The following is a 24,202-nucleotide window of genomic DNA, read 5'->3' as shown; positions in this document are numbered from 1 at the left end:
GTCGGCCCGGGGTGGGTCGGGTTTCTGAGTGAGGGAGTTGACGATGGCCGATTTCGGTGCTTCGTATAGCGAGATGGAGCAGGTGGCGTCGTCGCTGTCGCAGGCTCGTGATGACATTCAGGGTCAGCTGGACTCGTTGAAGAGCCAGGTGGACACGTTGCTGGGTGAGGATTTCAAGACGCAGCACGCGTCGGGCAAGTTCGGTGAGGGTTACTCGGAGTTGACGACGGGTCTGAGGGGTGCTGTGGACGGCATCAATGACATGTCGGAGTCGCTGCTGGGCATGATGCGTGCGATCCAGGACCTGGATCAGCAGCTCGCCGGCGGCTGAACCGCGACGCAGTGATCGCGCCGCCGGGTCCGTCGCGGACCGGGCGGCGCGATCTTTCTCCCGACCGCGGCATTCGACCGCAGGGCCTCGTCGACGCCCGACGATCGGACGCGTGACATGGCGGATGTGACCGAGGGCCCCGCGACCCGGTACGCGCGTGCGGCGTCCGCGTGGCATCCGATCGACTGGTGGAAACTCGAGGCGCGAGCGCTGAACGATACACCGGCGCTCCGCCGGGCATTGTCCTTCTTCGCTCCCGCCGAGGCATGGAGGGATCTCTCGAAGGGCCTCGCGACGCCATGGGGCGGTCTGCTGACGGTGTCGCACATCGCCAGTTTCACGCTCCCCGCGGTCGCGGCCTTCATCCTGGCAGCGTGGACGTTCGACCGGGACGACATCGCGCCCGTCGGTCTCGCCGGGGTGCTCGCGGCGATCGCGGCGGTCATCGGCGGAATCGGCCTCATCCAGGAGCGCCTGGAGTCCCTGGGGACCGATCCGAAGATCGGGCGGCTTCTCGGCTTCCTCCATCTCGTGCCTTCGTCGATCGCCGCGGTGATCGCCGTTCTCGCGATCGCCCAGGGTTCGGCCGCATTCGCCGTCGGGATCGTGGGGATGGTCGCCGATGTCGTGGTCGGCGCCCTGCACTTCGTGTTCAGTCGCGGACCGGCCGAGACCGGCACGACCCGCTGGCGCAAGAACTTCGCCCGGCTCGAGCGGGCCCTCGGCGAGCTGGATCCGGACGAGCGCGCCCGGATCCATTCCGATATCCAGCATGCGCTGGTCGTGCTCGGCGACCGCGGCCTGATCGGCGCCGAGCAGTTCACTCGTGCCGGAGACGTGCGCATCGGTCTTCTCGGCATGACGATGGCACCACGCCAGGACCGCCCTTGACGGGTTCCACCGCCGTGTCCGATTTCCGCGAGCGGATGTCGGGAGGACGTGTCAGGCTGAGGTCATGACCTTCACGACGACACCGATCGCGGCGGCGGCGAGCGAGCGCTGGGGTGTCGCTTCCATGACGTTCGACGAGCGCTACCGCGCCATCGACTCCCGCGACACGCGGTTCGACGGTCAGTTCGTCACCGCAGTGCGCTCGACCGGCATCTACTGCCGCCCGAGCTGCCCGGCCCGCACCCCCAAGGCGTCGAACGTCACGTTCTATCCCACCAGCGCCGCTGCGCACGAGGCCGGCTACCGGGCGTGCAAGCGCTGCCTGCCCGAGGCGGCACCGGGGTCGCCGCAGTGGAATCTGCGCGGTGACATCGCCGGACGCGCGATGCGGCTCATCGCCGACGGTGTCGTCGAGCGCGAGGGGGTCCCCGCGCTGGCGCGACGGCTCGGCTACTCGCCACGGCATCTGACGCGCCTGCTCACCACCGAGCTCGGCGCGGGGCCACTGGCGCTCAGTCGCGCCCACCGCGCCCAGACCGCTCGCATGCTGCTCGTCGGCACGGATCTTCCTGCGGCCGACGTGGCGTTCTCGGCCGGATTCGCGAGTGTGCGGCAGTTCAACGACACGATCCGTGAGGTGTTCGGCGTGGCGCCGCTCGAGCTCCGCGCCCGGCGCCGGGCGGTGCGGCGCGGCGCCCGGGGGAGCGCCGGGGTCGTTTCCGACCTGCCCGAGGCGGACGCGCTGTCCGCACCGTTCGCGAGTCCGACCGCCATCGACCTGGCGCTGCCGCACCGAGGTCCGCTGGATGCCCCCGGGCTGTTCGCCTGGATGGCGGCGCGCGCCGTCTCGGGCACCGAGTTCGCCACGGCATCGAGCTTCGCGCGTACGCTGCGGTTACCCGGCGGTCCGGCGTGGTTCGAGCTGCGATACGACGATGTCGAGGCAGGCGGCTCCGGTCGCGTGCGACTGCACGCGCGGCTCTCCCACCTGGCCGACCTCTCCACACTCGTCACGCGGGCCCGGCGGCTGTTCGACCTCGACGCCGATCCGATCGCGATCGACGACGCGCTGTCGCGGCATCCGGAACTGTCTGCCTCGGTGGCCGCGCTGCCCGGCATTCGCGTGCCCGGCGCGGCGGATCCGCACGAGATGCTGATCCGCGCGATGGTCGGCCAGCAGATCACGGTGGTCGCGGCGCGCACCGCCCTCACGGCCCTGACCACCGCGCTCGGCGAAGATGTGCAGAGCCTCGACGGCACGGCAGTGACGGCGACCAAGCTCTTCCCGACCATGGCGGTCATCGCCGAGCGCGGTCACGAGGTGCTGCGGGGGCCGGCGGCCCGCATCCGGGCGATCACCGGAGCCGCGGCAGCACTGGCGGACGGCTCCCTGGTGCTCACGCCCGGCGACGACGCCGCCGAACAGCGTGCCGCGCTGCTGGCGATGCCCGGCGTCGGCCCCTGGACGGCCGACTACGTGCGCATGCGGGTGCTCGGCGACCCGGATGTCTTCCTGCCCGGCGATGTCGCGGTGCGTGCCGGCGCCGGTGCGTTGGGTCTTCCGAGCGAACCCCGTGCGCTCACGGACTGGGCTGCGCGCACCGCACCGTGGCGCAGCTACCTCACTGCCCACCTCTGGAACGCCGTGCCGCCCAGGCCCGCACCGCGACGCCGCGCGGCGGCTGGGCCCATTCCCCTTGACTCCGAGACGAAAGCGACATCATGACCGCAGCGACCATCCAGACCGTCGATACCCCCGACGGCCCCTTCACGATCCTCTCCGATGACGACGCGCGGGTGCTCGCGTCCGGGTGGAGCGACGATGTGGACCGCATCGTCGCCCGTGTCCGAGCGGCCGATCGCCCCTCGGCAGTGGCCAAGGCCGAGACGGATGCCGCGGCCGCGGTGCTCGCGTACTACGCAGGCGAGCTCGAGGCGATCGACGGCATCCCGGTGGCCCAGTACGGCACCGCGATGCAGCTCGCCGGTTGGCGGGCGCTGCGCGACATCGCTCCCGGCCGCCCACTCACCTACGCGGAGTTCGCGGTCGAACTCGGGTCGCCGAGCGCCGTCCGGGCCGCGGCATCCATCTGCGCGCGCAACGCGCCGGCGCTGTTCGTCCCTTGCCATCGCGTGCTGCGCACGGGCGGCGCGCTCGGGGGCTTCGCATGGGGGCTCGACGTCAAGCGCAGCCTGCTCGACCGCGAGGCGGGAGTTCCTGCGCTGCTGTCGTGAGGTCGCCGACATGAGCGGTCCGGATGCCCCGAGCGGGGGCATCCGGACCGTCGTCTTCCGGCAGCGCGGAAAGCGCTTGTTGCGGTCAGTGAACTCTCAGGTATAGGCTGGAGGGCTGTCGCGCCGCTTCACATGGCGGCGCGCCAGCCCCGTCCAATCAGCCCCGAGGAGGAGCCATGTATCAGGCCGTTGTCGCCGTGAAGCCCGTCTTCGTCCTCCGCCTCGCACTGGACGGCGCAACCCCGGAGCGGCGTCGCATTCAGGCGTAGTCGCTCCCCTTCCCCGTCCCGGCGGTCCCTGACCGGCATACCGCCGCTTCTCGGAGCGTTCCTCTCTTATAGAGGGCTCCTCGCGCTCTGCGCACCTTGTAGACCCCGATCGCGGGTCATCCGCTCACCATCCCCGCAAGGATCATGACTTCCAACGTCGACTCGCCTCGGTCCGAACTGTCCACCTTCAAAGGCCTCGCACGGCTGCTCCCGTTCGCGAAACCGGTGCTTCCGCGCCTCGGCCTCGGCGCGCTCAGCGCGCTGCTTGCGAGCCTGCTCGCGCTGGCGATCCCGCTCGTACTCGAGCAGATCGTGCGAGGTCCGATCGACTCGGGCGACATCGCCCTCATCGGCTGGGGCGCCGCTGTGATCCTCGTCCTCGGCCTCGCCGAGGCCGCCATGGTGTGGCTGCGCCGCTGGTTCGTGCTCGGGCCGGCGACGATGGTCGAGTACGAGCTGCGCCAGACGTTCTACTCGCGCCTGCAGCGGCTGCCGGTCGCGTTCCACGACCGCTGGCAGTCGGGTCAGCTGCTCAGCCGCATGATGCAGGACATCAGCATGCTGCGCCGCTGGCTCGCGTTCGGTCTGGTGCTGCTGGTGGTCAACGTGATCACGATCGTCGTCGGCACGGCACTCCTCTTCCGCTGGCACTGGCTGCTGGGTGCGATCTTCCTGGTGACCTCGGCGCCGCTGTGGTACGCCGGCTACCGGTTCGAGAAGACCTACGGCACCCTCGCGCGCCAGTCGCAGGATCAGGCGGGCGATCTCGCGACCTCCGTCGAGGAGAGCGTGCACGGCATCCGCGTGCTCAAGGCCTTCGGCCGCGGCAAGCACGCGCTGCAGAAATTCACCAGGCAGGCCGAGACGCTGCGCGAGACCGAGCTGAGCAAAGCCCGCGCGGTCGGCTGGATCTGGTTCTGGCTGGTGCTGCTGCCCGACATCGCGTTCGCGCTCTGCTTGGGCGCGGGCATCTACCTCGCGGCCACGGGACAACTGGAGTCGTACGAGCTGATCGCCTTCTTCGCGATGGCGACGGTGCTGCGCTGGCCGATGGAGTCGATCGGGTTCCTCTTCTCGTTCACGCTCGACGCCCGTACGGCGACGGACCGTCTGTTCGATGTGTTCGACGAGCAGAACACGATCGTCGACCCCGCCGAGCCCAAGACGATCCAGCGTGCGCGGGGTGAACTCGCCTTCGAGGGTGTGCACTTCCGGTATCAGGATGCCGGCGATCATGAACGCGACCTGCTCGACGGCGTCGACCTCGTGCTGCGCCCGGGCGAGACGATGGCGCTGGTCGGTCTCACCGGCTCGGGCAAGACGACCCTCACGACGCTGCCCACGCGCCTCTACGACGTGACGGGCGGCAGTGTCACTCTGGACGGGGTCGACGTGCGCGACCTGACACTCAAAGAGCTGCGCCGTCACATCGGCATGGCCTTCGAGGACGCCACGCTGTTCTCGCAGACGGTGCGCGACAACGTGCTCCTCGGCCGCGAAGACCTCGTGCCGGGCAGCCCCGAGGCGGAGGCCGTCATGCGCGAGGCGCTGCAGGTGGCTCAGGCATCCTTCGTCGACGACCTGCCGGACGGTGTCGACACGATCATCGGCGAAGAGGGGCTGTCGCTGTCGGGCGGGCAGCGCCAGCGACTCGCGCTCGCACGCGCCGTCGCCGCTCGTCCCGCGGTGCTCGTGCTCGACGACCCCCTGTCGGCGCTCGACGTCGACACCGAGGCGCTCGTCGAGGACGCCCTGCGCGAGGTGCTGCACGAGACCACCGCGCTCGTCGTCGCCCATCGCCCGTCCACCGTCATGCTCGCCGACCGCGTCGCCCTGCTCGAAGCCGGCCGTGTCACGGCGGTGGGAACGCATTCCGAGCTGCTGCGCACCAGCGAGCACTACCGGCACGTGATCTCGAGCCTCGAGGTCGAAGAAGCACGCCTGCGGGCCCGCCAGCAGGACCAGGACCTGGAGGTGAACCTGTGACCACCACCGTCACCGGAACGAGCGGCGAAGACCGCTCGGACTACACCCGCGCCGAGAGCAAGACGATCCGCAAGCGGTCGCTGCGCCTGCTCGGCTCGCTCATCACTCCCGTGCGGGGCCAGTTGATCCTCGCGGGCATCGTGCTCGTGGTCTCGACGGCACTGCGCGTCGCGGGCCCGGCGCTCATCGGGTATGGCCTCAGCGACGCTCTGCCTGCCGTCGTCGAGGACATGAACTGGATGCCGACGATCGGCGTCGTCGTGGTGTACCTGCTCACCGCGATCGGCGGGGCCGGCCTCATCGGATGGTACGTCGTCGTAGCTGCCCGCCTCACGCAGGCGGTCATGCTCGACCTGCGCAAGCGCATCTTCCTGCACACACAGCGGCTGAGTCTCGAGTTCCACGAGTCCTACACGTCAGGCCGCATCATCTCGCGCCAGACGAGCGACCTCGACACCATCCGCGAGCTTCTCGACGGCGGCCTCAACGAGCTCGTCTCGGGAATCCTCTTCGGTGGTTTCACCCTGGTGGCGTTGCTGATCGTCGACTGGCAGTCGGGTCTGATCCTGATCGTGATGGGCATCCCGCTGTTCCTGCTGATGCGCTGGTTCTACCTGCGTTCGCAGCTGGTGTACCGCGAATCGCGTGTGGTCAGCGCGAAGGTCATCGTGAAGTTCGTCGAGACGATGACCGGCATCCGCGCCGTCAAGGCGTTCCGCAAGGAGGAGCGCAACGACGACGAGTTCGGCGGGCTGGCGATGGACTACCGCGACGTCAACATCCGCTCGATCCGCCTGTTCGGCACCTTCGAGCCGGGGCTGATGGCCGTCGCCTCGGTCACCCTGGCGGCGGTGATCGCTTGGGGCGGCATCCGTGTCGCCGACGACGCGATGCAGATCGGCTTCCTGCTGGCGGCCGTGCTGTACGTACGCAACTTCTTCTCGCCGCTGCAGGAGGTCGCGTTCTTCCTGAACTCGTACCAGTCGGCAACGGCGGCGCTCGAGAAGGTGTCGGGCGTCCTCGAAGAGGAGCCGACCGTTCCCGACCCCGTCAAGCCGGTCGACCTGTGGAACGCCAAGGGGCACATCAGGTTCGACGACGTGCTCTTCGGGTACTCGACGGGCGGAGTCATCCTGCCGGACTTCTCGCTCGACATCCCCGCAGGTCAGACGATCGCGCTCGTGGGCACGACGGGCGCCGGCAAGTCCACGCTCGCCAAGCTCGTGTCCCGCTTCTACGACCCGACGCGGGGCGCGGTGACGCTGGACGGCGTCGACCTGCGGTCGCTGCACCCGAAGGACCTGCGCCGCGCGATCGTCATGGTCACGCAGGAGGCCTACCTGTTCAGCGGCACGGTCGCCGACAACATCGCACTGGGAAAGCCCGATGCGACGCTCGACGAGATCGAGGCGGCGGCCCGCGCGGTGGGGGCGGATGCCTTCATCCAGCGACTCCCGGACGGCTACCACACCGACGTCAACAAACGCGGCGGACGTGTCTCGGCGGGGCAGCGTCAGCTGATCTCGTTCGCGCGGGCGTTCCTCGCCGACCCGGCGGTGCTGATCCTCGACGAGGCGACGGCCTCGCTCGACATCCCGAGCGAGCGCCAGATCCAGGACGCGCTGCAGACGCTTCTCGCCGACCGCACCGCGATCATCATCGCGCACCGTCTGTCGACGGTGGCGATCGCCGACCGCGTGCTCGTCATGGAGCACGGCCGCATCATCGAGGACGACACCCCCGACGCGCTCATCGACGGTGACGGCCGCTTCGCCAAACTGCACGCGGCCTGGCGCGAGTCGCTGGTCTGACTTCGGGTTGCGGATGCCCCGGCCCGCGCGACTGCGCCGGCCGGGGCATCCGTCGTCCGTGCTCGCCCCCGCGAGCTGCCTCGCCGGATCCGCCCGACGGAAATCCGGGGCGATGTCGGAGCATTCGGGCTCGATCCTCCGACGTGAGGACAATTCACCGCCGGGCGGTTCGCCGGAGCGTGCGGTTGTTCGCCCGGCGGCGCCCTCGGGTCTCGCCTCAAGCCGCCAGATGGAGACCTGCGGCGACGGCGCGTGACAGGGCTCGCTCCACTGTGGGCCACTCACGGACGATCTGCGAGTACGTGAACCGCAGCACCGTGTACCCGCGAAGTCGCAGTTCGGCATCGTGTGCGACATCACTCGAGCGTTGCGCCGACGATGAATGAAACCCGTAGCCGTCGATCTGCACGATCAATCGCTCGCCGATGAGCACGTCCACGAAGTGGCCGGCGACGAAGATCTGCTGTCGAAGAGGGACGCCCCACGACGAGAGCCGGGTCAGGAAGAGCGACTCCAAACCCGAGTCCGACAGGTCCGACGAGCATTCCGCGAGCTCTTTTGCGGCACGGGAAGTCCACCTCACTCCACGGAGCGCCGCGATCGAGAGCTTCTCGACCTGGATCGCAGATTCCCAGACCACGCGGGCCGACTCGGGGTCGAGGCAGACCGCGATCTGAGAGAGGCAGTCCTCCACCGAGGCCAGCAGCGACGTGTGACTCGCCGGCGCGACGGACGCGTTCCAGTGCGCGACGCCCTCGAAGTCAGCGGGACGACCGTGCGCGCGGAAATGAAGGTGGAGCGAGTCATCGACGCCCTCGGGCACCCACCACTTTCGCCGCCGGGCCGCCGAGACGCAGCCTACGCGCGCACCATGGGTCGCAGCATCCACGAGTTCGCCCGTTGCTTCCGGTGTCGCGAGCCACTGACGGCGGATCGCCCGCACCTCTCCCGTTCGAACCGCGGCCCGAATATGCGACAGCTTGGCGCCTTGGGCCACCGCCAGATCGCGATGGGCGATGCCGACGGTGCCAGTTCTGAGCCATTCGATGAGTTCCACGCTCCGACTATGGGCGACAGCATCCGCCCCCCATCCCTCACGCGTGAGATCTGTGGATAGGAAGCGCAACGCGCCTGCGGGGGAGGAACCTCGATCGCCCGTGCTTCACCGCCGGGCGGTGAAGCCGCTCACCGCCGGGCGGAGCTTCGCGTCGTTGTCGGCGAGTAAGGCCCCGATCCTCCGACATGTGCTCGATCATCCTCCGGGCGGTGAAGCCGCTCACCGCCGGGCGGAGCTTCGTGTCGTTGTCGGCGAGTAAGGCCCCGATCCTCCGACGTGGGCTCGATCATCCGCCGGGCGGTGAAGCCGCTCACCGCCCGGCGGAGCTTCGCGTCGTTGTCGGCGAGTAAGGCCCCGATCCTCCGACGTGGGCTCGATCATCCTCCGGGCGGTGAAGCCGCTCACCGCCGGGCGGAGCTTCGTGTCGTTGTCGGCGAGTAAGGCCCCGATCCTCCGACATGTGCTCGATCATCCGCCGGGCGGCGCCACAGTTCGCCGGCGAGGGGATGCCCCCGGCGCAGGGGCGGGGCCGGGGCCGGGGCGGGGAAGGGCCCCATCAGGCTCGGGCGACGGAGACGGCGGCGGCGAGCGGATGCGCCGGCGCGAGGCCGGCGAGGGCGACCGCGCCGTCGATGCCATGGCCGAGGGGCTCCACGAGTGCGACGTCCAGCTCGCTGGCAGCCAGGTGCGACCTGAACGCCTCGCGCAGCTGCGCCGACCGGAACACACCGCCGATCGCGCACACCGAGAATCGCTCGGCGTCGTCGGTTCGCACGCGCCGGAGTGCCGTCTCGACGCTGTGCGCGAGCTCTCCGCCGGCGCGCACCGTGATGCGCTGCGACACCGCATCGCCGTCCGAGGCCAGCCGGGCCACCGGCTCGGCGAACGAGGCGATGATGCTCACGCGGTCCTCGGCGGACTGCAGGCTGATGTAGGCCTGCGCGAGGTCGGGCCAGCGCTCGCGCGCGACGTCGGTCAGGCGCGTCGCGGGGCCGCGTCCGTCGTACTCGCGCATGACGGCCTCCAGCGCCTCGCGTCCGATCCAGTAGCCGCTGCCCGCATCGCCCATGAGGTAGCCCCAGCCGTCGACGCGCGCCACGCTGTCTCGCCCGACCGCGAGGGTGACGACCCCGCCGCCGGCGGCGACGACGGCGCCGCGCCCGTCGGCGAGGGCTCCGAGGAACGACGTCGTGGAGTCGTGCGCGAGCAGCACCTCGTGCACCGCGGCGTCGTCGATGCGCGAGAGCAGGGCCGCGGCATCCGCTTCTCGCGTCGTCAGCCCCGAGACGCCGGCCGCGATGATCGACGCGGGAATCCCGGTCTTCTCGACGGCGCCGTGCGCGACAGCCGCCAGCTGGGGGAGGAGGGGCTCGGCGGTGCGGATGCCAGGAAAGAGGATGTCGTGTCCGCCCAGGCGGACCTTGATCCCGGTCTGGCCGGCGTCGATCGCCAGCACTCCGGCGGTCATCGCAGGCTCCCGTCGCGAAGCGCCGTGTATTTCTCACGGAGGAAGTCGCCGGCGGGCTTGCCGTACGGGCAGTAGTCGTCGTTGCGGGCGGCGTCATCGAGGGCGTAGAGCGAGGGCGGCCAGTCCCACAGCATGAACCCCCGCATCCACGGCCGCGCATCGCACGCCGCGAACATGACCTCGTAGTAGCGCAACTGCGCCTCGCCCGACGGCGCGCCCGGCAGCGACCAGTCGTTCGGACGGTCCGGCGATCCCTCGCGCGACGGGCATCCGGCCTCCATGAAGAAGAACGGCTTGTCGTGCGCGGCGACCACTTGCTCGATCCGGTCGAGCTCGGCGTCCCATGTGTCAATGGGGTAATAGCCGCTCGAGGTGATGACATCGACCGCGTCCCACCACGAGACGTAATCCTCCTGGTACTTGTCGCAGTTGTACGTGATCAGGCCCGAATACACCTCGCGCACATCGGCGATCAGCGCGCGCCACTGATCGGCGCGCGCGTCGGCGCGCACCATCTCGCAGCCCACGCACAGCATCTCGCACCCCTCGGACTCGGCGAGGCGCGCCGCGTGCAGGATGAACTCGCGGTACGACGCGAACCACTCCGTCCAGCTCGGCTCGCCCGGCACATCCCAGTCGAAGAACCCGATGTAGGCGCGCCACGTGCCGTCGGCGACGTTCACGACCGGTTTCAAGCACACCTTCAGACCGCGCGCCTTCGCCTCGCGAATCGCCCAGACGATCTCGTCGTCGGTGACCGTCGGCGCCTCTCGAAAGCGGACATCGGTCGACTGCGCGGTCGCCTGCAGCGCCGAGTAGGCAAGGGCGGTCCAGTTCGCGCCGTGGTCGGCCATCGCGCGAAGGGAATCGGATGCCTCAGCCGTCGCCCACGTGCCGCGCACGCCCGTCCACCCCCACGTCATGCCGGCCACGTACGGCTCGAGCGCCGTCGACCGCCAGGCGTTCATCGTGCCACCAGTTCGTTGGCCGTGCGCAGGACTCGCGGATCCGAGAGGGCAGCGGCCGAGAGAGTCTCGCCGCTGTGGCGCACCAGCACCGTCGCGCTCTCGCCCGGCAGCAGCGTGAGCAGCGCTGTGGAGGCCACCGCCTCGGGGTCGACCTTGTCGACCAGCAGGGCGAGGTCGCGCACCAGAGTCGAGGCCGTGAGGGTCACCAGCGTGCCCTCCGGCGCCGCGTCGGCGCGCACTTCGACCGCCGCTGCGCCCAGGCCGGAGTCTCGCGGTTCAACGAAGAACCACGTCCCGCGAAGGTCGCCGAGGCTTGCCACGATGACCTCGTGCGCCGCATCGCCGGACTCGGCGACATCGGCCGAGAGCGTGAGCGTGAGCGTCTCGCGCGGGGCGAGCGTCACGGTCTGCGCGAACATCGCGAGGTCGTCGCCGTCGAAGTTCACGCGGCGCGCGGTGAACTCGCCCTGCCAGGGCTGCGCGCTGTCGTTGACGAGCACGGCCGCCAGCAAGCCGGCCTCACGCGGCTGGATCGTGACGAGCCGCGGCGCGAACGCATGCGCGATGCCGTAGTACAGCGGTTTGGGGCGTTCGTCGCCGTCGATCGCGGCCCACGAGGTGACGGGCCAGCAGTCGTTGAGCTGCCACACGATGGCGCCCTGGGTGTGCGGCGCCCACGAGCGGAAGTGCTCGAGAGCGGTGCGCACGGCCAGCGCCTGGTTGAGCTGCATCGCCCAGTGCCAGTCCTCCATGGCCTCCGGCATCCGGAAGTGGGGCACCAGCCCGCTCGTGAGCTTGACGTTGCCCTCCATCGCCTTCTGATGCACGATCATGCCGGGAGATTCGGGCGTGAGCGGGTCGTCCGAGATCGAGCGGGTCAGTGTCGTCCACGTCGGCGGGCCTTGCCAGCCGAACTCCGCGACGAACCGCGGACGGTGCTCGCGGTATGTCGTCCAGTCGCGGCGGTTCCACTGCTCCCACAGGTGCATGCTGCCGTGCTGCTCGTCGTTCGGGTGCGGCCCGGTCTGGGCGAAGCCGTCCCAACCCGCGCCGGGGCTGAAGGGGCTTCCCGGCGCGTAGGGCACGTGCGGCGCCAGCTCGTCCACGAGAGACGGCAGCAGCTCGTAGTAGTAGTGCGCTCCCCACGTCTTGCCGTCGAGCCGCTGCTTCCAGCCCCAGTCCTCGTAGCCCCACAGGTTCTCGTTGTTGCCGGTGAGCAGCACGAGGGAGGCATGGTGTGAGAGTCGCACGATGTTCTCGCGCGCTTCGACCTCGACCTCGGAGCGCAGCGGCTCCTCTTCGGCGTACGCGGCGCACGCGAAGAGGAAGTCCTGCCACACCAGCAGGCCGAGCTCGTCGGCCAGCTCGTAGAAGTCGTCGGACTCGTACAGGCCGCCGCCCCACACCCGGATCAGGTTCAGGTTCGCGCCGAGCGCCTGCTCGAAACGGCGGCGCAGGCGCTCGCGGGTGATGCGGACGGGGAGGGCGTCGTCAGGGATCCAGTTGGCGCCCTTCACGAACACCGGCTGGTCGTTGATCACCAGGGTGAACGGCGTGCCGCTCTCGTCGGGCGTGGTGTCCCAGCGCACGTCGCGAAATCCGACGACCCGACGCTGTGCGTCGAGCGGCTCCGGCCCTTCGCCGTGCAGCCCGATGTCGACCGTGTACAGCGGCTGCTCGCCGTAGCCCGCCGGCCACCAGCGCTGCACCGATGGCAGCTCCACGCGAACGCGCACGCGATCGCCGTCCAGCGCGACAACCTCTGCGGGCAGCGGCTCACCGCCGAGACCCGGCCCGTTCACGGCGACATTGACCGAGAGTGCGGATGCGGCATCCCTCGCCTTCTCGACGGTCACGTCGACCTCGATCACGCCGCCCGCGCCACGCGGCGTGGCGACCACGCGCGTGTGCGCCAGCCGGGCGGCCGACCAGGTCTCGAGCGCGACCGGCTTGACGATGCCGCTCGTGTACGTCGCGATGCCCCAGTCCCACCCGAAGCTGCAGGCCGACTTGCGGATCGCGTCGTAGGGGAGCGGGTACGGGCGCTCCCGCGTGCCCAGCGCCATGCTCTGCTCGTTGGCGTACTTGACCGGCGAGCGGAAGCGCACGACGAGCTCGTTCGTGCCCTCGACCAGGGCATCCCGCACATCGAAGCGGTAGGAGCGGTGCTGGTTCGCCACCACGCCGAGCTCGCGACCGTTCAGCGCGATCCGCGCAACGGTGTCGAGCCCGTCGAAGACGAGGTCGGTGCGCGCAGCCGAGTCGGGCGCCCATTCGAACGAGGTCGCGTACTCCCAGTCCACCAGACCGATCCACGCCAGCGCCGATTCGTTGTCGTCCAGGAACGGGTCGGGAATCAGCCCCGCGGCCAGCAGATCGGTGTGGACGCACCCCGGCACGACGGCGGTGACGGATGCCGCGGCGATCGGCCGCGGCGCCGGTCCGGCGACGGCCCGCAGATGCCAGCCGTCGTGCAACGGGACGCGCGCGAGAGACGCGGTGAGCGGGAGGGCAGAGGTCACTTGACGGCTCCTGAGGTGAGGCCCTTGTAGATCCAGCGCTGCAGCAGCAGGAAGGCGATGAGGGTCGGGATGATGACGACGACCGTTCCGGCGGCGATGACCTCCCACTGTGCGCCGAATGGTCCTTTGAACCGGAACAGCGACGTGGAGATCATGCCCTCGGACGGCAGATAGAGGAAGGGGGCGTAGAACTCGTTGTACACCGCGATGCCCTTGATGATGACGACGGTCGCGATCGCCGGCTTGAGCAACGGCAGCACGATCCGCCAGTAGATCGTCCACCGGTTGGCGCCGTCGATCATCGCGGCTTCGTCGAGCGACACCGGGATCGATTGCATGAACTGGATGAACAGGTAGATCGCGATGATGTCGGTGCCCATGAAGAGCAGGATCAGCGCAGCCTTGGTGTCGTAGAGCCCGAGGCCGTTGATCAGCTGGAACGTCGCGACCTGGGTGGTCACCCCCGGGATCAGCGTCGCGACCAGGAAGAGTCCGATCACGAGCTTCTTGCCGCGGAACGCGAAGCGATCCAGCGCGTAGGCGGCCATCGTGCCGATGAAGACCGTACCCACGAGAGAGACGACGAGCACGATGGTGGTGTTCACGAAGCCCTCGAGCATCTGGCCGCTGGTGAACGCGGTGACGAAGTTGTCGAAGTTGAGCCAGTTCGACGGTGGGTCGAATGGCCCCGTCTCGGCGTACTCCGGGGCGGTCTTCAGGCTCGCGAACAGCAGCACCGACAGCGGGAGCAGCGTCACGATGGCCGCGATGACCAGGCTGGTGTACTTCGCGGTGGTCGCGCTCGTGCTGCGCAGGCGCTCCACGGGCGAACGACCGCGGATTGCTCGGGGCGGCGAGGTACGCAGGGGCATGGTGCGGACGGGTGTCGTCGTCATGTCAGATCGACCTTCTCGTCGGGGAACACTCGGCGCTGGATCCAGGTGACGACCAGCACGATGAGCAGCAGCACGACGGCCATCGCCGAGGCGAGTCCGACCTGCCGGAAGCTGAAGGCCGTCTGCAGCGTCTGGATCACGAAGGTGGCCGAGCCGTTGGCGCCTCCGGTCATGATGAACGGCACCTCGAAGACGCTGAGGCTGCCGGCGATCGCGAGGATGAACGACAGGCCGACGACCCGCCGGATGCCGGGGAAGATGATCGCCCAGAACTGCTGCCACCGGCTGGCACCGTCCAGCTCGGCGGCCTCGTAGAGCTCGTGCGGGATGGATTGGATCGCGCCCAGGAACAGCACGAAGTTCAAGCCGGTGTAGCGCCACACCGACGTGCCGGCCAGCGACCAGTTGACGATGTCGGGGTCGCCGAGCCACTGCGGCGGGTCGCTGACGCCGAACCAGCCCAGCGCGGTGTCGAGAGTGCCGCCGGGCTGGAACAGGTACAGGAAGACGAAACCGATAGCGACGCCGTTGATCAGATACGGGAAGAACAGGATGCCGCGGAAGAGGTTCGAGAATCGGGTGGAGAAGCTCAGCATCGCGGCGAAGTACAGCGCGATCGCCATCTGCGCGAACGAGGCCAGGAAGTAGTACAGGCTGACGCCGAATACGGCGAAGATCCGCGGATCGCTGAAGACACGCACATAGTTGTCGAGGCCGACGAAGTTCTTCTCCAGGTCGATGCCGTCCCAGTCCGTGACGCTGTAGTAGAAGAGGTTGACCGCCGGCCAGTAGGTGAACAGCAGCAGCAGTCCCACCGCCGTGGCGAGGAAGAACCAGGGCGTGAGCTTCTGCAGGAGGCTCCGCCCGGCGGAGCCGCCGCGCGGGCGGGCGGATCGGCGAGGAAACCCGCCGAGTCGCCGCGCCCGCGCGGGAGCGCTGAGGATGGCAGGGGCATCCGCCGGTGCGGCACCCGGAGCTGCAATGGCCATGTCGCTGCCGTCCTCTCGCTCAGCCCGCGAGGTTCTCGACCGATGCGCCCCAGCGCTCGTTCAGCTCGGCGAAGTAGCTGTCCTTGTCGCCGTCGGCGGCGCCGCGGGCGATGTCGACGAGCTTCTGCCGGTAGATGGGGCCGTACAGGTCGATCTGCGAGTCGTCGGCGACCTCGTTGATGAGGCCCTCCTTGCCGGCGGGGGCGGGGTTCATCTCGATGAGCTCGACTCCGGCCTCCGCGAAGCCCTGCAGCGATTCGGGCAGATCCTTGTCGATCACCGGCGAGATCATGCCCTGCGTCTCGGTGTAGCCGGAATCCTCCACGACCCACTGGATCCACGCCCACGCGGCGGCTTTGGCCTGCGAGTGCCGGCTCACGGCGAGGTTGTAGTCGCCGCCGATCACGGCGTACTGCGTGCCGTCGACGTTCGCGGGGAACGCCATGAAGCCGATGTCATCAGCCGAGCCGCCGTTTTCTTCGGCTGCCGCCTGCATCTGCGAGATGGCCCACGAGCCGAGCGTCATCGCCGCGATCTTGCCTGTTCCGAGGTCGACCTTCGACTGCTCCCAGTTCGTGGTGAGCGGGTCCTCCTCGGTCAGCCCGGCTGCGACCGATTCGTACAGCAGCGAGTCGATCGCGTACTGGTCCTTGCCTTCTGTCCAGGGGGCAGGGTCTTCGGCCATCTTTGTCGACGCGTCGGGATCGTTCGTGATCGCGCCGAGATTTCCGAAGCTCTGGGTCAGCGGCCAGCCGTCCTTGTAGTTGGTGTAGAGCGGGATGGCGTCGGTGTTGTCCTTGATGAGCTGCAGCGCGTCGAGCCACTCCTGCTCGGTGGTGGGCAGGTCGGTCACTCCCGCCTCCTCCCACACCTTCTTGTTGTAGACGACGCCGTTGGAGTTGCCGCCGAACGCGATGCCGTACTGCGTGCCCTCGAAGCTCGCTGCGGGAAGGAACCGATAGGTGTCCTCGAAGTCGGCGGTCTCGCCGAGCGGCTCGAGGAACTGGTCGAACTGGTCGGGCTGAATGGCGGGGATGCCGATGACGTCCCCGTAGTTGGTGGTCGACATGCGGGTCTGCATCTCGCCGGCGTAGTCGGTGATGCCCTCGAACGTGACGTTCACGTCGGGGTACTCCTTATTGAACTCCTCCGCGTACTTCTCGAAGGTGCCGTCCTCGACCAGATCCGTGCGCCACGTGACGACCTTGATGTCGCCCGTCACCTCGCCGTCGATCGTGTTGTCTGCGTCAGCTGCGCCGCCGCCGGCGCAGCCGCTCACCGCGACCGCGGCCGTGGCCAGCAGCGCGATGCTCGCGAATGCCTTCTTCGCCATGAGATGTCTCCTTGTCAGGTTCGCCCTTGAACCGCCGGCGCATTCTTCGCACCGGCGCGCGTTCGTCGCGGGGTCAGAGTACGCAGTGTCGAAACGCTTTCGCAAGGCGTGAATGTCAGCGCTGTCTTTGTTTGTCCGATATGTGCTGCGATCACGGAATAGCGTCTTCATCTGGTGATTTATTCGCCATAAAGTGGATGCTGAGCGCGTGATGTCCCGTGAATGTCCTACGTAGACATCTGCCCGCCGGCGATGCTAGCGTGAAGGCGCTCGGCAAGGGGGCCCGCATGACCGTTCAGCAGCGCGCGACACTCGAAGACGTCGCACGTCTCGCCGGCGTGAGCTCGAAGACCGTCTCGCGGGTCTTCACGCACCGCGACCTCGTGGCGCCCGAGACTGTCGAGCGTGTGCTCGCAGCGGCGAAGCGGTTGCGGTTCCGGCCGAACCCCCTGGCGCGCGGCCTGCGCCGCGGCGGGTCGACCAACACGATCGGGTTCATCATGGGCGAGCTGAGCAACCCGTTCTACTACAAGGTCGCGGCGGGTATCGAGCGCGAGCTGTCCGCGAGCGGATTCTCGCTCGTCGTGGCGACGACGGACGACACCGCCGAGGGCGAGGAGCGCGTCGCCGACGCTCTCCTCGGACAGCGACTGGGGGCGCTGCTGCTCATCCCCGTCGCCGATGACCAGTCGTACCTCGAGGGCGAGCGGCACCTGGGCACGCCCGTGATCGCGATCGACCGCCCGGCACGCAATCTCGTCGCCGATTCGATCGTGCTCGAGAACCATCGCGGCGTGTTCGACGCGACCACAAGGCTCCTCGAGCGCGGACACCGGCGCATCGGCTACATCTGCAACCCTGCGTCGGTCTACACCCAGGCCGAGCGCCTGCGGGGCTATCGCGACGCCCTCGCTGCCTACGGCGTTCACGATTCCTCGCGGTGGGAGCGCCTCGCCGACGACCTCTCCGTCCCCGCGGACGGCTTCATCGCCGACCTGCTCGACATCGAGGACGCGCCCACCGCGATCATCACCGGAAACAACCGGGTCACGATCAGTGCCCTGCGCGTGCTTCGCGATCGTCGTGACACGCACACCGCCCTCGTAGGCTTCGACGATTTCGACACCGCAGATGTCCTCGGAGTCTCTGTGATCACGCATGATCCGGTCGACTTAGGGCGCGCCGCCGCGAGCCTCGCGATCGAGCGCATGCAAGACCCCGCCGGGTTCACCCGCCAACTCGAGATGCCGACCTGGATCCTCGAGCGCGGAACCGGCGAACGACCCCCCGCTGAGAGGAACCCCGTATGACCCGACGCCTCTTCCACCTCGAACGCGACGGCGTCGCCCTGCTCATCGCACGAGAGGGCGCCGCCTTGCCGCATGTGCTGCACTGGGGAGGCGCACTCGGCGCCGACATCGCCCCCGACGCCATCGCGGCTGCTCTCAGCCGGCAGACCCCGCCGGGCACCCTCGACGCCGCATGGCAGCTGTCTCTGTCACCGCAGGAGGGGGACGGATGGTCGGGCCGGCCGGGTATGCAGCTTCGCCGCCGTGGCATCGTTCACCACCCGCGCTGGGTGGTGACCGCGGACGAGGCGAGCAGAGAGCGATTCACGGTCGAGGCGCGGGACGAGGCATCCGGACTGCTCCTCACCGTCTCGATCGGCATCGAGGCGGGCGGTGTGGTCTGGGTCGAGCAGGCGCTCGCCCACCAGGGCACGCCCGAGGCGGATGCCATCGACATCGACTGGTTCGAGGCGTCGCTGCCGGTGCCGTCGACGACGGACTCACTGCTCACCTTCGATGGTCGCTGGGCGCGCGAGAAACGTCCGGTCGTCACGGCGATGCCCGCCGGCGCGACCGTCCGTCAGACCCGTCGCGGGCGTCCCGGCCACGACAGCCCCATCGCGGCGATCGCCTCCATCGGCGAGCCGCGCTGGCGCAGCGGCGAGCTGTGGGGTGTTCATCTGGCGTGGTCGAGCGATCTCACCATGCGCGTGGATCGCGTCACCGACGCCCTGACGCTCATCGGCGCCGGCGAGCTGCTGCGGCCCGGCGAGATCCGCCTGGCACCGGGCGAGGCGTACCGAGCGCCGCGGACGGCGTTCGTGCACTCGAGCGAGGGGCTCGACGGTTTCGCCGAGCGCGTCCATACGTGGCTGCGTGCCCGGTCACAGCATCCGGCCTCGCCACGCCCGCTCGTGCTCAACACGTGGGAGGCCGTGTACTTCGACCACGACGCGGCTCGCCTCACGGCGCTCGCCGAGCGCGCCGCAGACGTGGGAATCGAGCGCTTCGTCCTGGACGACGGGTGGTTCCTCGGGCGACGCGACGATTCGACGAGCCTCGGCGACTGGGTGGTCGACCAGGGTGTCTGGCCGGACGGGCTCGCTCCGCTCGCCGACCGGGTCCACCGGCTCGGCATGCAGTTCGGGCTCTGGTTCGAACCCGAGATGGTCAGCCTCGACTCCGACGTCGCGCGGGCTCACCCCGATTGGTTGCTCCACGACGCCGGTCACCTCGATCACGACCGGTCGCTGTCGTGGCGTCAGCAGTACGTCCTCGACCTCGCGAACCCCGCCGCATACGCGCACGTGCTCGGTCAGATCGACGCGCTCGTGCGGGAGCTGCGCATCGACTTCATCAAGTGGGACCACAACCGCGATCTGGTCGAGAGCGTCCACGCCGGAAGGCCCGGCGGCCACGCGCAGATGAGCGCGGTCTACGCGCTGATGCGCGAGTTGAAGACACGTCATCCGGCACTCGAGATCGAGTCGTGCTCCAGCGGTGGCGCGCGCACCGATCTGGGGATCCTCGAGGTTGCCGACCGCGTGTGGGCCAGCGACTCCAACGACCCGGTCGAGCGACAGGACATCCAGCGCTGGACGGGTCTGCTGCTACCGCCCGAGCTCGTGGGAGCGCACGTCGGACCGACGACGTCGCACTCGTCGGGCCGCACCACCGCGCTGTCGTACCGCATGGCGACCAGTCTGATGGGGTCTGCCGGCTTCGAGTGGGACATCCTGTCGTGCGACGCCGACGAGACAGCGGCCATCACGCGGTTCGCCGCCCTCTACAAGGAGTTGCGGCCGGTCCTGCACGGTGGCACGGTGGTGCATCCGGAGGTGCGGGATCCGGCGTGGCGGATCACCGCCTTCGTGGGCGCGAGCGCGGCCGTCATCGTCGCGGCGACGGTGGCGAGCCTGGAGGATGCCCGTGCCGAGCGCCTGCGGATCCCGGGGCTGAGCGGCGACCGCCGCTATCGAGTCCGGGTCCGCCGCGAGATCGGCGGCCCGCAGTACGGCTGGATCGCCCCGGAATGGTTCCGGGACGGCGAGATCGAGCTTCCCGGCGCGGTGCTCGCCGAGGTCGGCCTGCAACTGCCGACGCTGTGGCCGCTGCAGGCCTTCGTGCTGCACATCGAGGCGCTGTGACCCGGCCGGCGGAGTCGGACGGACGGGCAGCTAGACGAGGGCCGTGAGGAAGCGCGCTTGCGCCGCCCACTGGTACGCCTGGCCGCCCTCGTGGTTGTTGTGGGTGTACACCTCGATCTGCTTCGGCCCGGCGTAGCGGTTGTATGCCGCGTACACCGTCGAGGGTGGGCAGACCGTGTCCATGAGCGCGACCGAGAAGAGCGCCGAGGCATCAGCGCGCGTGGCCATGTTCGCGCCGTCGAAGTAGGACAGTGTCTCGAACACGCGGTCGTCGGCCCCACGGTGCACCGAGAGGTAGCGCACGACCTCCTGGTAGGGGTCGGTGTCGGTGAGGCCCACCGAGCGCTCGAAGTGGCACAGGAACGGCACATCCGGCATGACGGCGACCAGGCCGTCGCTCAGCGCGGCCGCAGCCAGCGCGATGCCGCCGCCCTGGCTGCCGCCGCAGACCGAGACGCGCTCGGCGTCGACCCAGGGCAGACTCCGGACGGCGTCCACCGCGCGCACGGCGTCTGTGAACACGCGACGGTAGTAGTACGTCGCGGGGTCCTGGATGCCGCGGGTCATGAAGCCCGCCGATGCCGGGCCGGCGCCGTGCGGATCGGGGGTCTGCCCGCCCGAGCCCCACATCGAGCCCTGTCCCCGCGTGTCCATGAACAGGTGCGCGTATCTCGCCGCCGCCCAGTTCAGGCGCTCGCCCGGCAGGCCGCGCCCACCGCCATAGCCGTTGAACTCGACGACCGCGGGAAGCGGACCCTCGACGCCCGCCGGCCGCGTGAGCCACGCCTTGACCGGTTCGCCGGCGTATCCGGGAAAGGTGAGGTCGAAGACCTCGACGAGCGTCAGGGGAGTCTCTGCCCGCGCGATCTCGGGCGCGGCATCCGACCTCCGCGCTTCATCGATCGTGGCCGCCCAGAAGTCGTCGAAGTCGAGGGGCTCACGGATGACGGGGGAGTACTGCTCAAGCTCAGCGAGGGGGAGGTCGAATCTCGGCACGCGCTTACCCTAGCGGGCGGATCCCCCTCAGAGCGCACCGGCGCTCGAGGGCGACGAGGCCTCGATGGGGGAGGGGTATTCGAGGCCCCGCCGCCGGTCTCGAGAAACCCCGGCTCAGGGGTTGATCCAGGCGGACATGTCGGTCTGACGGGGGATCGGACTACAGACGGATCTCCGCAATGACCTCACCGTACTCGGTCTCACCCACCGGCGTGAAGCCCACGCGACGGAAGAATGCCTCAGGACCCTCTTCGCCCGCCTCATAGATGACGTCGACGTGGTCCATGCCGCGGTTGCGCGCCTCTTCGAGGAGCCCCGCGACCGCGAACCGGCCGACGCCGCGGCCCTGATCGTCGGCGTCCACGTTGATGCGCCACAGCACCGAGCGGAAGTGGTCCTGCGTCTCTTCGGGGTCGAAGTTGGCGCTGACGAAGCCGACGACCTCCTCCCCGTCCAGGACGACGCGCTGCCACGTCGTCTGGGGATTGACGACCGTCGCGGCCACGCCGTAGCTGACGGGTGCGAGGAACTGCTCTTGGCCGGGTTTGAGCGACATGTTGTTGACCGCCACGATCGTGCTGGCGGACAGTTCGACGAGTCGCAGATCACCCATGAAGCACAGGCTAGCCCGGATGACGACATCCGGCACTGTCGCGCCCGCGGTTTCACACCCCGTTCACCGGAAGAGATATCTTGACGTCGAGACATCTTGGTCCTGTGCGATAGGCTGTCGGCCGACCCGTACGAAGGATTCCAGGTGACCGACTCCACCATCATCTACACCTATACCGACGAGGCTCCGGCGCTCGCGACCGCCTCTTTCCTCCCCATCGTGCAGGCCGTCGCAGGTCAGGCCGGGGTCGAGATCGATACGCGCGACATCTCGCTGGGCGGGCGCATCCTCGCCGCCTTCCCGCAGAACCTCACACCCGAGCAGCAGGTGAGTGACGCGCTCGCCGAGCTGGGCGGCCTCGCCACGCTGCCCGAGGCGAACATCATCAAGCTGCCGAACATCTCGGCCTCGATCCCGCAGTTGAAGGCCGCGATCGCCGAGCTGCAGTCGCAGGGCTACGACATCCCGGACTACCCCGACGAGGCCGAGACCCTCGCAGAGAAGGACGTCCGCGCGCGGTACGACCGCATCAAGGGCTCGGCCGTCAACCCGGTGCTGCGCGAGGGCAACAGCGACCGCCGGGCGCCCCTGTCGGTCAAGAATTACGCGCGCAAGCACCCGCACCGCAACAAGCCGTTCGCCGAGGGCTCGAAGACCCGTGTCGCCACGATGGGCCACGACGACTTCCGTTCGAACGAGAAGTCCTTCGTCTCTCCCGCCGACGACGTGCTCACCATCCGTCACGTCGCCGAGGACGGCACGGTCACCGAGCTCAAGAGCGGTCTGAAGGTGCTCCCCGGCGAGATCGTCGACTCGACGTTCCTGTCGGCGGCCGAGCTCGATGCCTTCCTCGAGCAGACGCTGAAGGATGCCGCCGCCGATGACGTGCTGTACTCGGTGCACCTCAAGGCGACCATGATGAAGGTCAGCGACCCGATCATCTTCGGCCACGTCGTGAAGGCCTACTTCGCCGATGTGTTCGCGAAGTACGGCGACAAGATCGCCGAGGCCGGACTCACCCCCAATGACGGTCTGGGTGCGATCCTCGCCGGCCTTCCGTCGGTCGAGGGCGGCGAAGAGATCGCCGCGGCCATCGCGGCCGACCTCGAGCGTGGCCCGCGCCTGTCGTACACCAACTCCGACAAGGGCCTGACGAACCTCCACGTCCCTTCCGATGTGATCGTGGATGCCTCGATGCCGGCGCTCATCCGCAACGGCGGCAAGCTCTGGGGCGCCGACGGCGGCGAGGATGACACGCTCGCCGTCATCCCCGACTCGTCGTACGCGAGCGTGTTCCAGACCGTCATCGACGACGTCAACGCCCACGGCCCCCTCGACCCGGCCACGATCGGCTCGGTGCCCAACGTCGGTCTCATGGCGCAGGCGGCCGAGGAGTACGGCAGCCACGACAAGACCTTCGAGATCGCGGCTCCCGGCGTCGTTCAGGTCGTCGGCCGCTCCGGTGACGTGCTCCTCGAGCACACCGTGCGGCCGGGTGACATCTGGCGCGCCACCCAGACCAAGGACGTCGCGATCCGCGACTGGGTCAAGCTCGCGGTCACGCGCGCTCGCGCGAGCGCCACTCCCGCGGTCTTCTGGCTCGACGAGACGCGCGCGCACGATTCCCAGTTGATCGGCAAGGTGAAGGCCTACCTGGCCGACCACGACACCGAGGGCCTCACGATCGAGATCCTGGCTCCGGCGGCGGCGACGCAGTACTCGCTCGACCGGCTCCGGAAGGGTGAGGACACCATCTCGGTCACCGGCAACGTGCTGCGCGACTACAACACCGACCTCTTCCCGATCCTCGAGGTCGGCACGAGCGCCAAGATGCTCTCGATCGTGCCGCTGCTCTCGGGCGGAGGGCTCTTCGAGACCGGCGCCGGCGGGTCGGCACCGAAGCACGTGCAGCAGCTCGTCGGCGAGAACTACCTGCGCTGGGACTCGCTGGGCGAGTTCTTCGCGCTCGCCGCGTCGCTCGAGCACCTCGCTGACTTCACCGGCAACGTCAAGGCGCAGGTGCTGGCCGACACGCTGGATGCCGCGACGGGAACGTTCCTCGAGAACGACAAGTCGCCAGGTCGCGCCCTCGGCACGATCGACAACCGCGGCAGCCACTTCTACCTCGCGCTGTACTGGGTGCAGGAACTGGCGAAGCAGCAGGCCGACCCCGATCTGGCAGCCGCCTTCGCTCCGGTCGCCGCGGCGCTCGAGGCGAACGAAGAGAAGATCGTCGGCGAACTGGTCGCCGTGCAGGGCTCACCCGTCGAGATCGGCGGTTACTACCGCCCGGACCCCGAACTGGTCGCGAGCATCATGCGTCCGTCGGCGACGTTCAACGAGATCATCGACGGACTGGTCTCTCAGCGGAGCTGAAGCGAGTCAGGCCCAGAACGTAGAG

18 protein-coding genes are annotated in these 24,202 nt (G+C 68.9%); 9 read left to right on the top strand and 9 right to left on the bottom strand.

The window, feature by feature from the left end:
- The first annotated feature begins 43 nt into the window (after nucleotides 1–43).
- From K0817_RS00770 to K0817_RS00745, 6 genes are all read left to right on the top strand, one after another.
- A complete protein-coding gene (locus K0817_RS00770; protein WP_219978423.1) occupies nucleotides 44–331 on the top strand; it encodes a WXG100 family type VII secretion target in 288 nt (95 codons plus the stop codon).
- Nucleotides 332–448: 117 nt separating this feature from the next.
- Nucleotides 449–1,222, top strand: coding sequence for a hypothetical protein (locus tag K0817_RS00765; protein WP_219978422.1), 774 nt, complete (start codon nucleotides 449–451; stop codon nucleotides 1,220–1,222).
- A 64-nt stretch (nucleotides 1,223–1,286) separates the two neighbouring features.
- On the top strand, nucleotides 1,287–2,948 hold the full coding sequence (locus tag K0817_RS00760) for a DNA-3-methyladenine glycosylase 2 family protein (protein ID WP_374209510.1): 1,662 nt from the start codon (nucleotides 1,287–1,289) through the stop codon (nucleotides 2,946–2,948).
- Nucleotides 2,945–3,457 carry a methylated-DNA--[protein]-cysteine S-methyltransferase gene (locus K0817_RS00755; RefSeq protein WP_219978421.1) on the top strand — a complete coding sequence of 171 codons (513 nt, stop codon included), beginning with the start codon at nucleotides 2,945–2,947 and terminating at the stop codon, nucleotides 3,455–3,457. The genes K0817_RS00760 and K0817_RS00755 overlap by 4 nt, the downstream gene beginning before the upstream one ends.
- A 413-nt stretch (nucleotides 3,458–3,870) precedes the next feature.
- Complete coding sequence (locus tag K0817_RS00750; protein WP_219978420.1) at nucleotides 3,871–5,712, top strand: ABC transporter ATP-binding protein; 1,842 nt, start codon at nucleotides 3,871–3,873, stop codon at nucleotides 5,710–5,712.
- Nucleotides 5,709–7,523 (top strand): ABC transporter ATP-binding protein, encoded by a 1,815-nt coding sequence (locus K0817_RS00745; RefSeq protein ID WP_219978419.1) that lies wholly within the window; start codon nucleotides 5,709–5,711, stop codon nucleotides 7,521–7,523. The genes K0817_RS00750 and K0817_RS00745 overlap by 4 nt, the downstream gene beginning before the upstream one ends.
- 217 nt (nucleotides 7,524–7,740) lie before the next feature.
- On the opposite strand, the gene K0817_RS00740 is transcribed toward K0817_RS00745, so the two are convergent.
- The 7 genes from K0817_RS00740 to K0817_RS00710 all read right to left on the bottom strand — a co-directional run bounded on the left by K0817_RS00740 (nucleotide 7,741) and on the right by K0817_RS00710 (nucleotide 16,756).
- Nucleotides 7,741–8,580, bottom strand: a complete 840-nt coding sequence (locus K0817_RS00740; RefSeq protein ID WP_253735092.1) for an endonuclease domain-containing protein — start codon at nucleotides 8,578–8,580, stop codon at nucleotides 7,741–7,743.
- A 556-nt stretch (nucleotides 8,581–9,136) separates the two neighbouring features.
- Nucleotides 9,137–10,048 carry an N-acetylglucosamine kinase gene (locus tag K0817_RS00735; RefSeq protein WP_219978418.1) on the bottom strand — a complete coding sequence of 304 codons (912 nt, stop codon included), beginning with the start codon at nucleotides 10,046–10,048 and terminating at the stop codon, nucleotides 9,137–9,139.
- Nucleotides 10,045–11,016: a 1,4-beta-xylanase gene (locus K0817_RS00730; protein ID WP_253735091.1), complete on the bottom strand. Its 972-nt coding sequence runs from the start codon at nucleotides 11,014–11,016 to the stop codon at nucleotides 10,045–10,047. The genes K0817_RS00735 and K0817_RS00730 overlap by 4 nt, the downstream gene beginning before the upstream one ends.
- Nucleotides 11,013–13,538, bottom strand: coding sequence for a glycoside hydrolase family 2 protein (locus K0817_RS00725; RefSeq protein WP_219978417.1), 2,526 nt, complete (start codon nucleotides 13,536–13,538; stop codon nucleotides 11,013–11,015). Before K0817_RS00725 ends, K0817_RS00730 begins: the two co-directional genes overlap by 4 nt.
- Entirely contained in the window at nucleotides 13,535–14,434 is a 900-nt protein-coding gene (locus K0817_RS00720; protein ID WP_219978416.1) for a carbohydrate ABC transporter permease, read from the bottom strand. The genes K0817_RS00725 and K0817_RS00720 overlap by 4 nt, the downstream gene beginning before the upstream one ends.
- Nucleotides 14,431–15,423, bottom strand: coding sequence for a carbohydrate ABC transporter permease (locus K0817_RS00715; RefSeq protein ID WP_219978415.1), 993 nt, complete (start codon nucleotides 15,421–15,423; stop codon nucleotides 14,431–14,433). The genes K0817_RS00720 and K0817_RS00715 overlap by 4 nt, the downstream gene beginning before the upstream one ends.
- Before the next feature lie 19 nt (nucleotides 15,424–15,442).
- On the bottom strand, nucleotides 15,443–16,756 hold the full coding sequence (locus K0817_RS00710; RefSeq protein WP_219978414.1) for an ABC transporter substrate-binding protein: 1,314 nt from the start codon (nucleotides 16,754–16,756) through the stop codon (nucleotides 15,443–15,445).
- Between the two features lie 287 nt (nucleotides 16,757–17,043).
- Between K0817_RS00710 and K0817_RS00705 the strand changes: the two genes are divergently transcribed.
- Together K0817_RS00705 and K0817_RS00700 are read left to right on the top strand one after the other, a co-directional pair.
- Entirely contained in the window at nucleotides 17,044–18,066 is a 1,023-nt protein-coding gene (locus K0817_RS00705; protein WP_219978413.1) for a LacI family DNA-binding transcriptional regulator, read from the top strand.
- Nucleotides 18,063–20,192, top strand: coding sequence for an alpha-galactosidase (locus K0817_RS00700; RefSeq protein WP_219978412.1), 2,130 nt, complete (start codon nucleotides 18,063–18,065; stop codon nucleotides 20,190–20,192). Before K0817_RS00705 ends, K0817_RS00700 begins: the two co-directional genes overlap by 4 nt.
- Before the next feature lie 30 nt (nucleotides 20,193–20,222).
- On the opposite strand, the gene K0817_RS00695 is transcribed toward K0817_RS00700, so the two are convergent.
- Entirely contained in the window at nucleotides 20,223–21,188 is a 966-nt protein-coding gene (locus tag K0817_RS00695) for an acetylxylan esterase (protein WP_219978411.1), read from the bottom strand.
- Nucleotides 21,189–21,348: 160 nt separating this feature from the next.
- On the bottom strand, nucleotides 21,349–21,801 hold the full coding sequence (locus tag K0817_RS00690) for a GNAT family N-acetyltransferase (RefSeq protein WP_219978410.1): 453 nt from the start codon (nucleotides 21,799–21,801) through the stop codon (nucleotides 21,349–21,351).
- 144 nt (nucleotides 21,802–21,945) lie between these two features.
- Here K0817_RS00690 and K0817_RS00685 point away from each other — a divergent pair, with 144 nt between their 5' ends.
- Nucleotides 21,946–24,177, top strand: a complete 2,232-nt coding sequence (locus K0817_RS00685; RefSeq protein WP_219978409.1) for an NADP-dependent isocitrate dehydrogenase — start codon at nucleotides 21,946–21,948, stop codon at nucleotides 24,175–24,177.
- The last annotated feature ends 25 nt before the right edge of the window (nucleotides 24,178–24,202 follow it).

Origin of the sequence: Microbacterium sp. HD4P20, from assembly GCF_019449275.2 — a bacterium.
Lineage (GTDB): Bacteria > Actinomycetota > Actinomycetes > Actinomycetales > Microbacteriaceae > Microbacterium.
The sequence above is the reverse complement of the archived record's forward strand: the minus strand, read 5'-3'. Positions and strand labels throughout refer to the sequence as shown.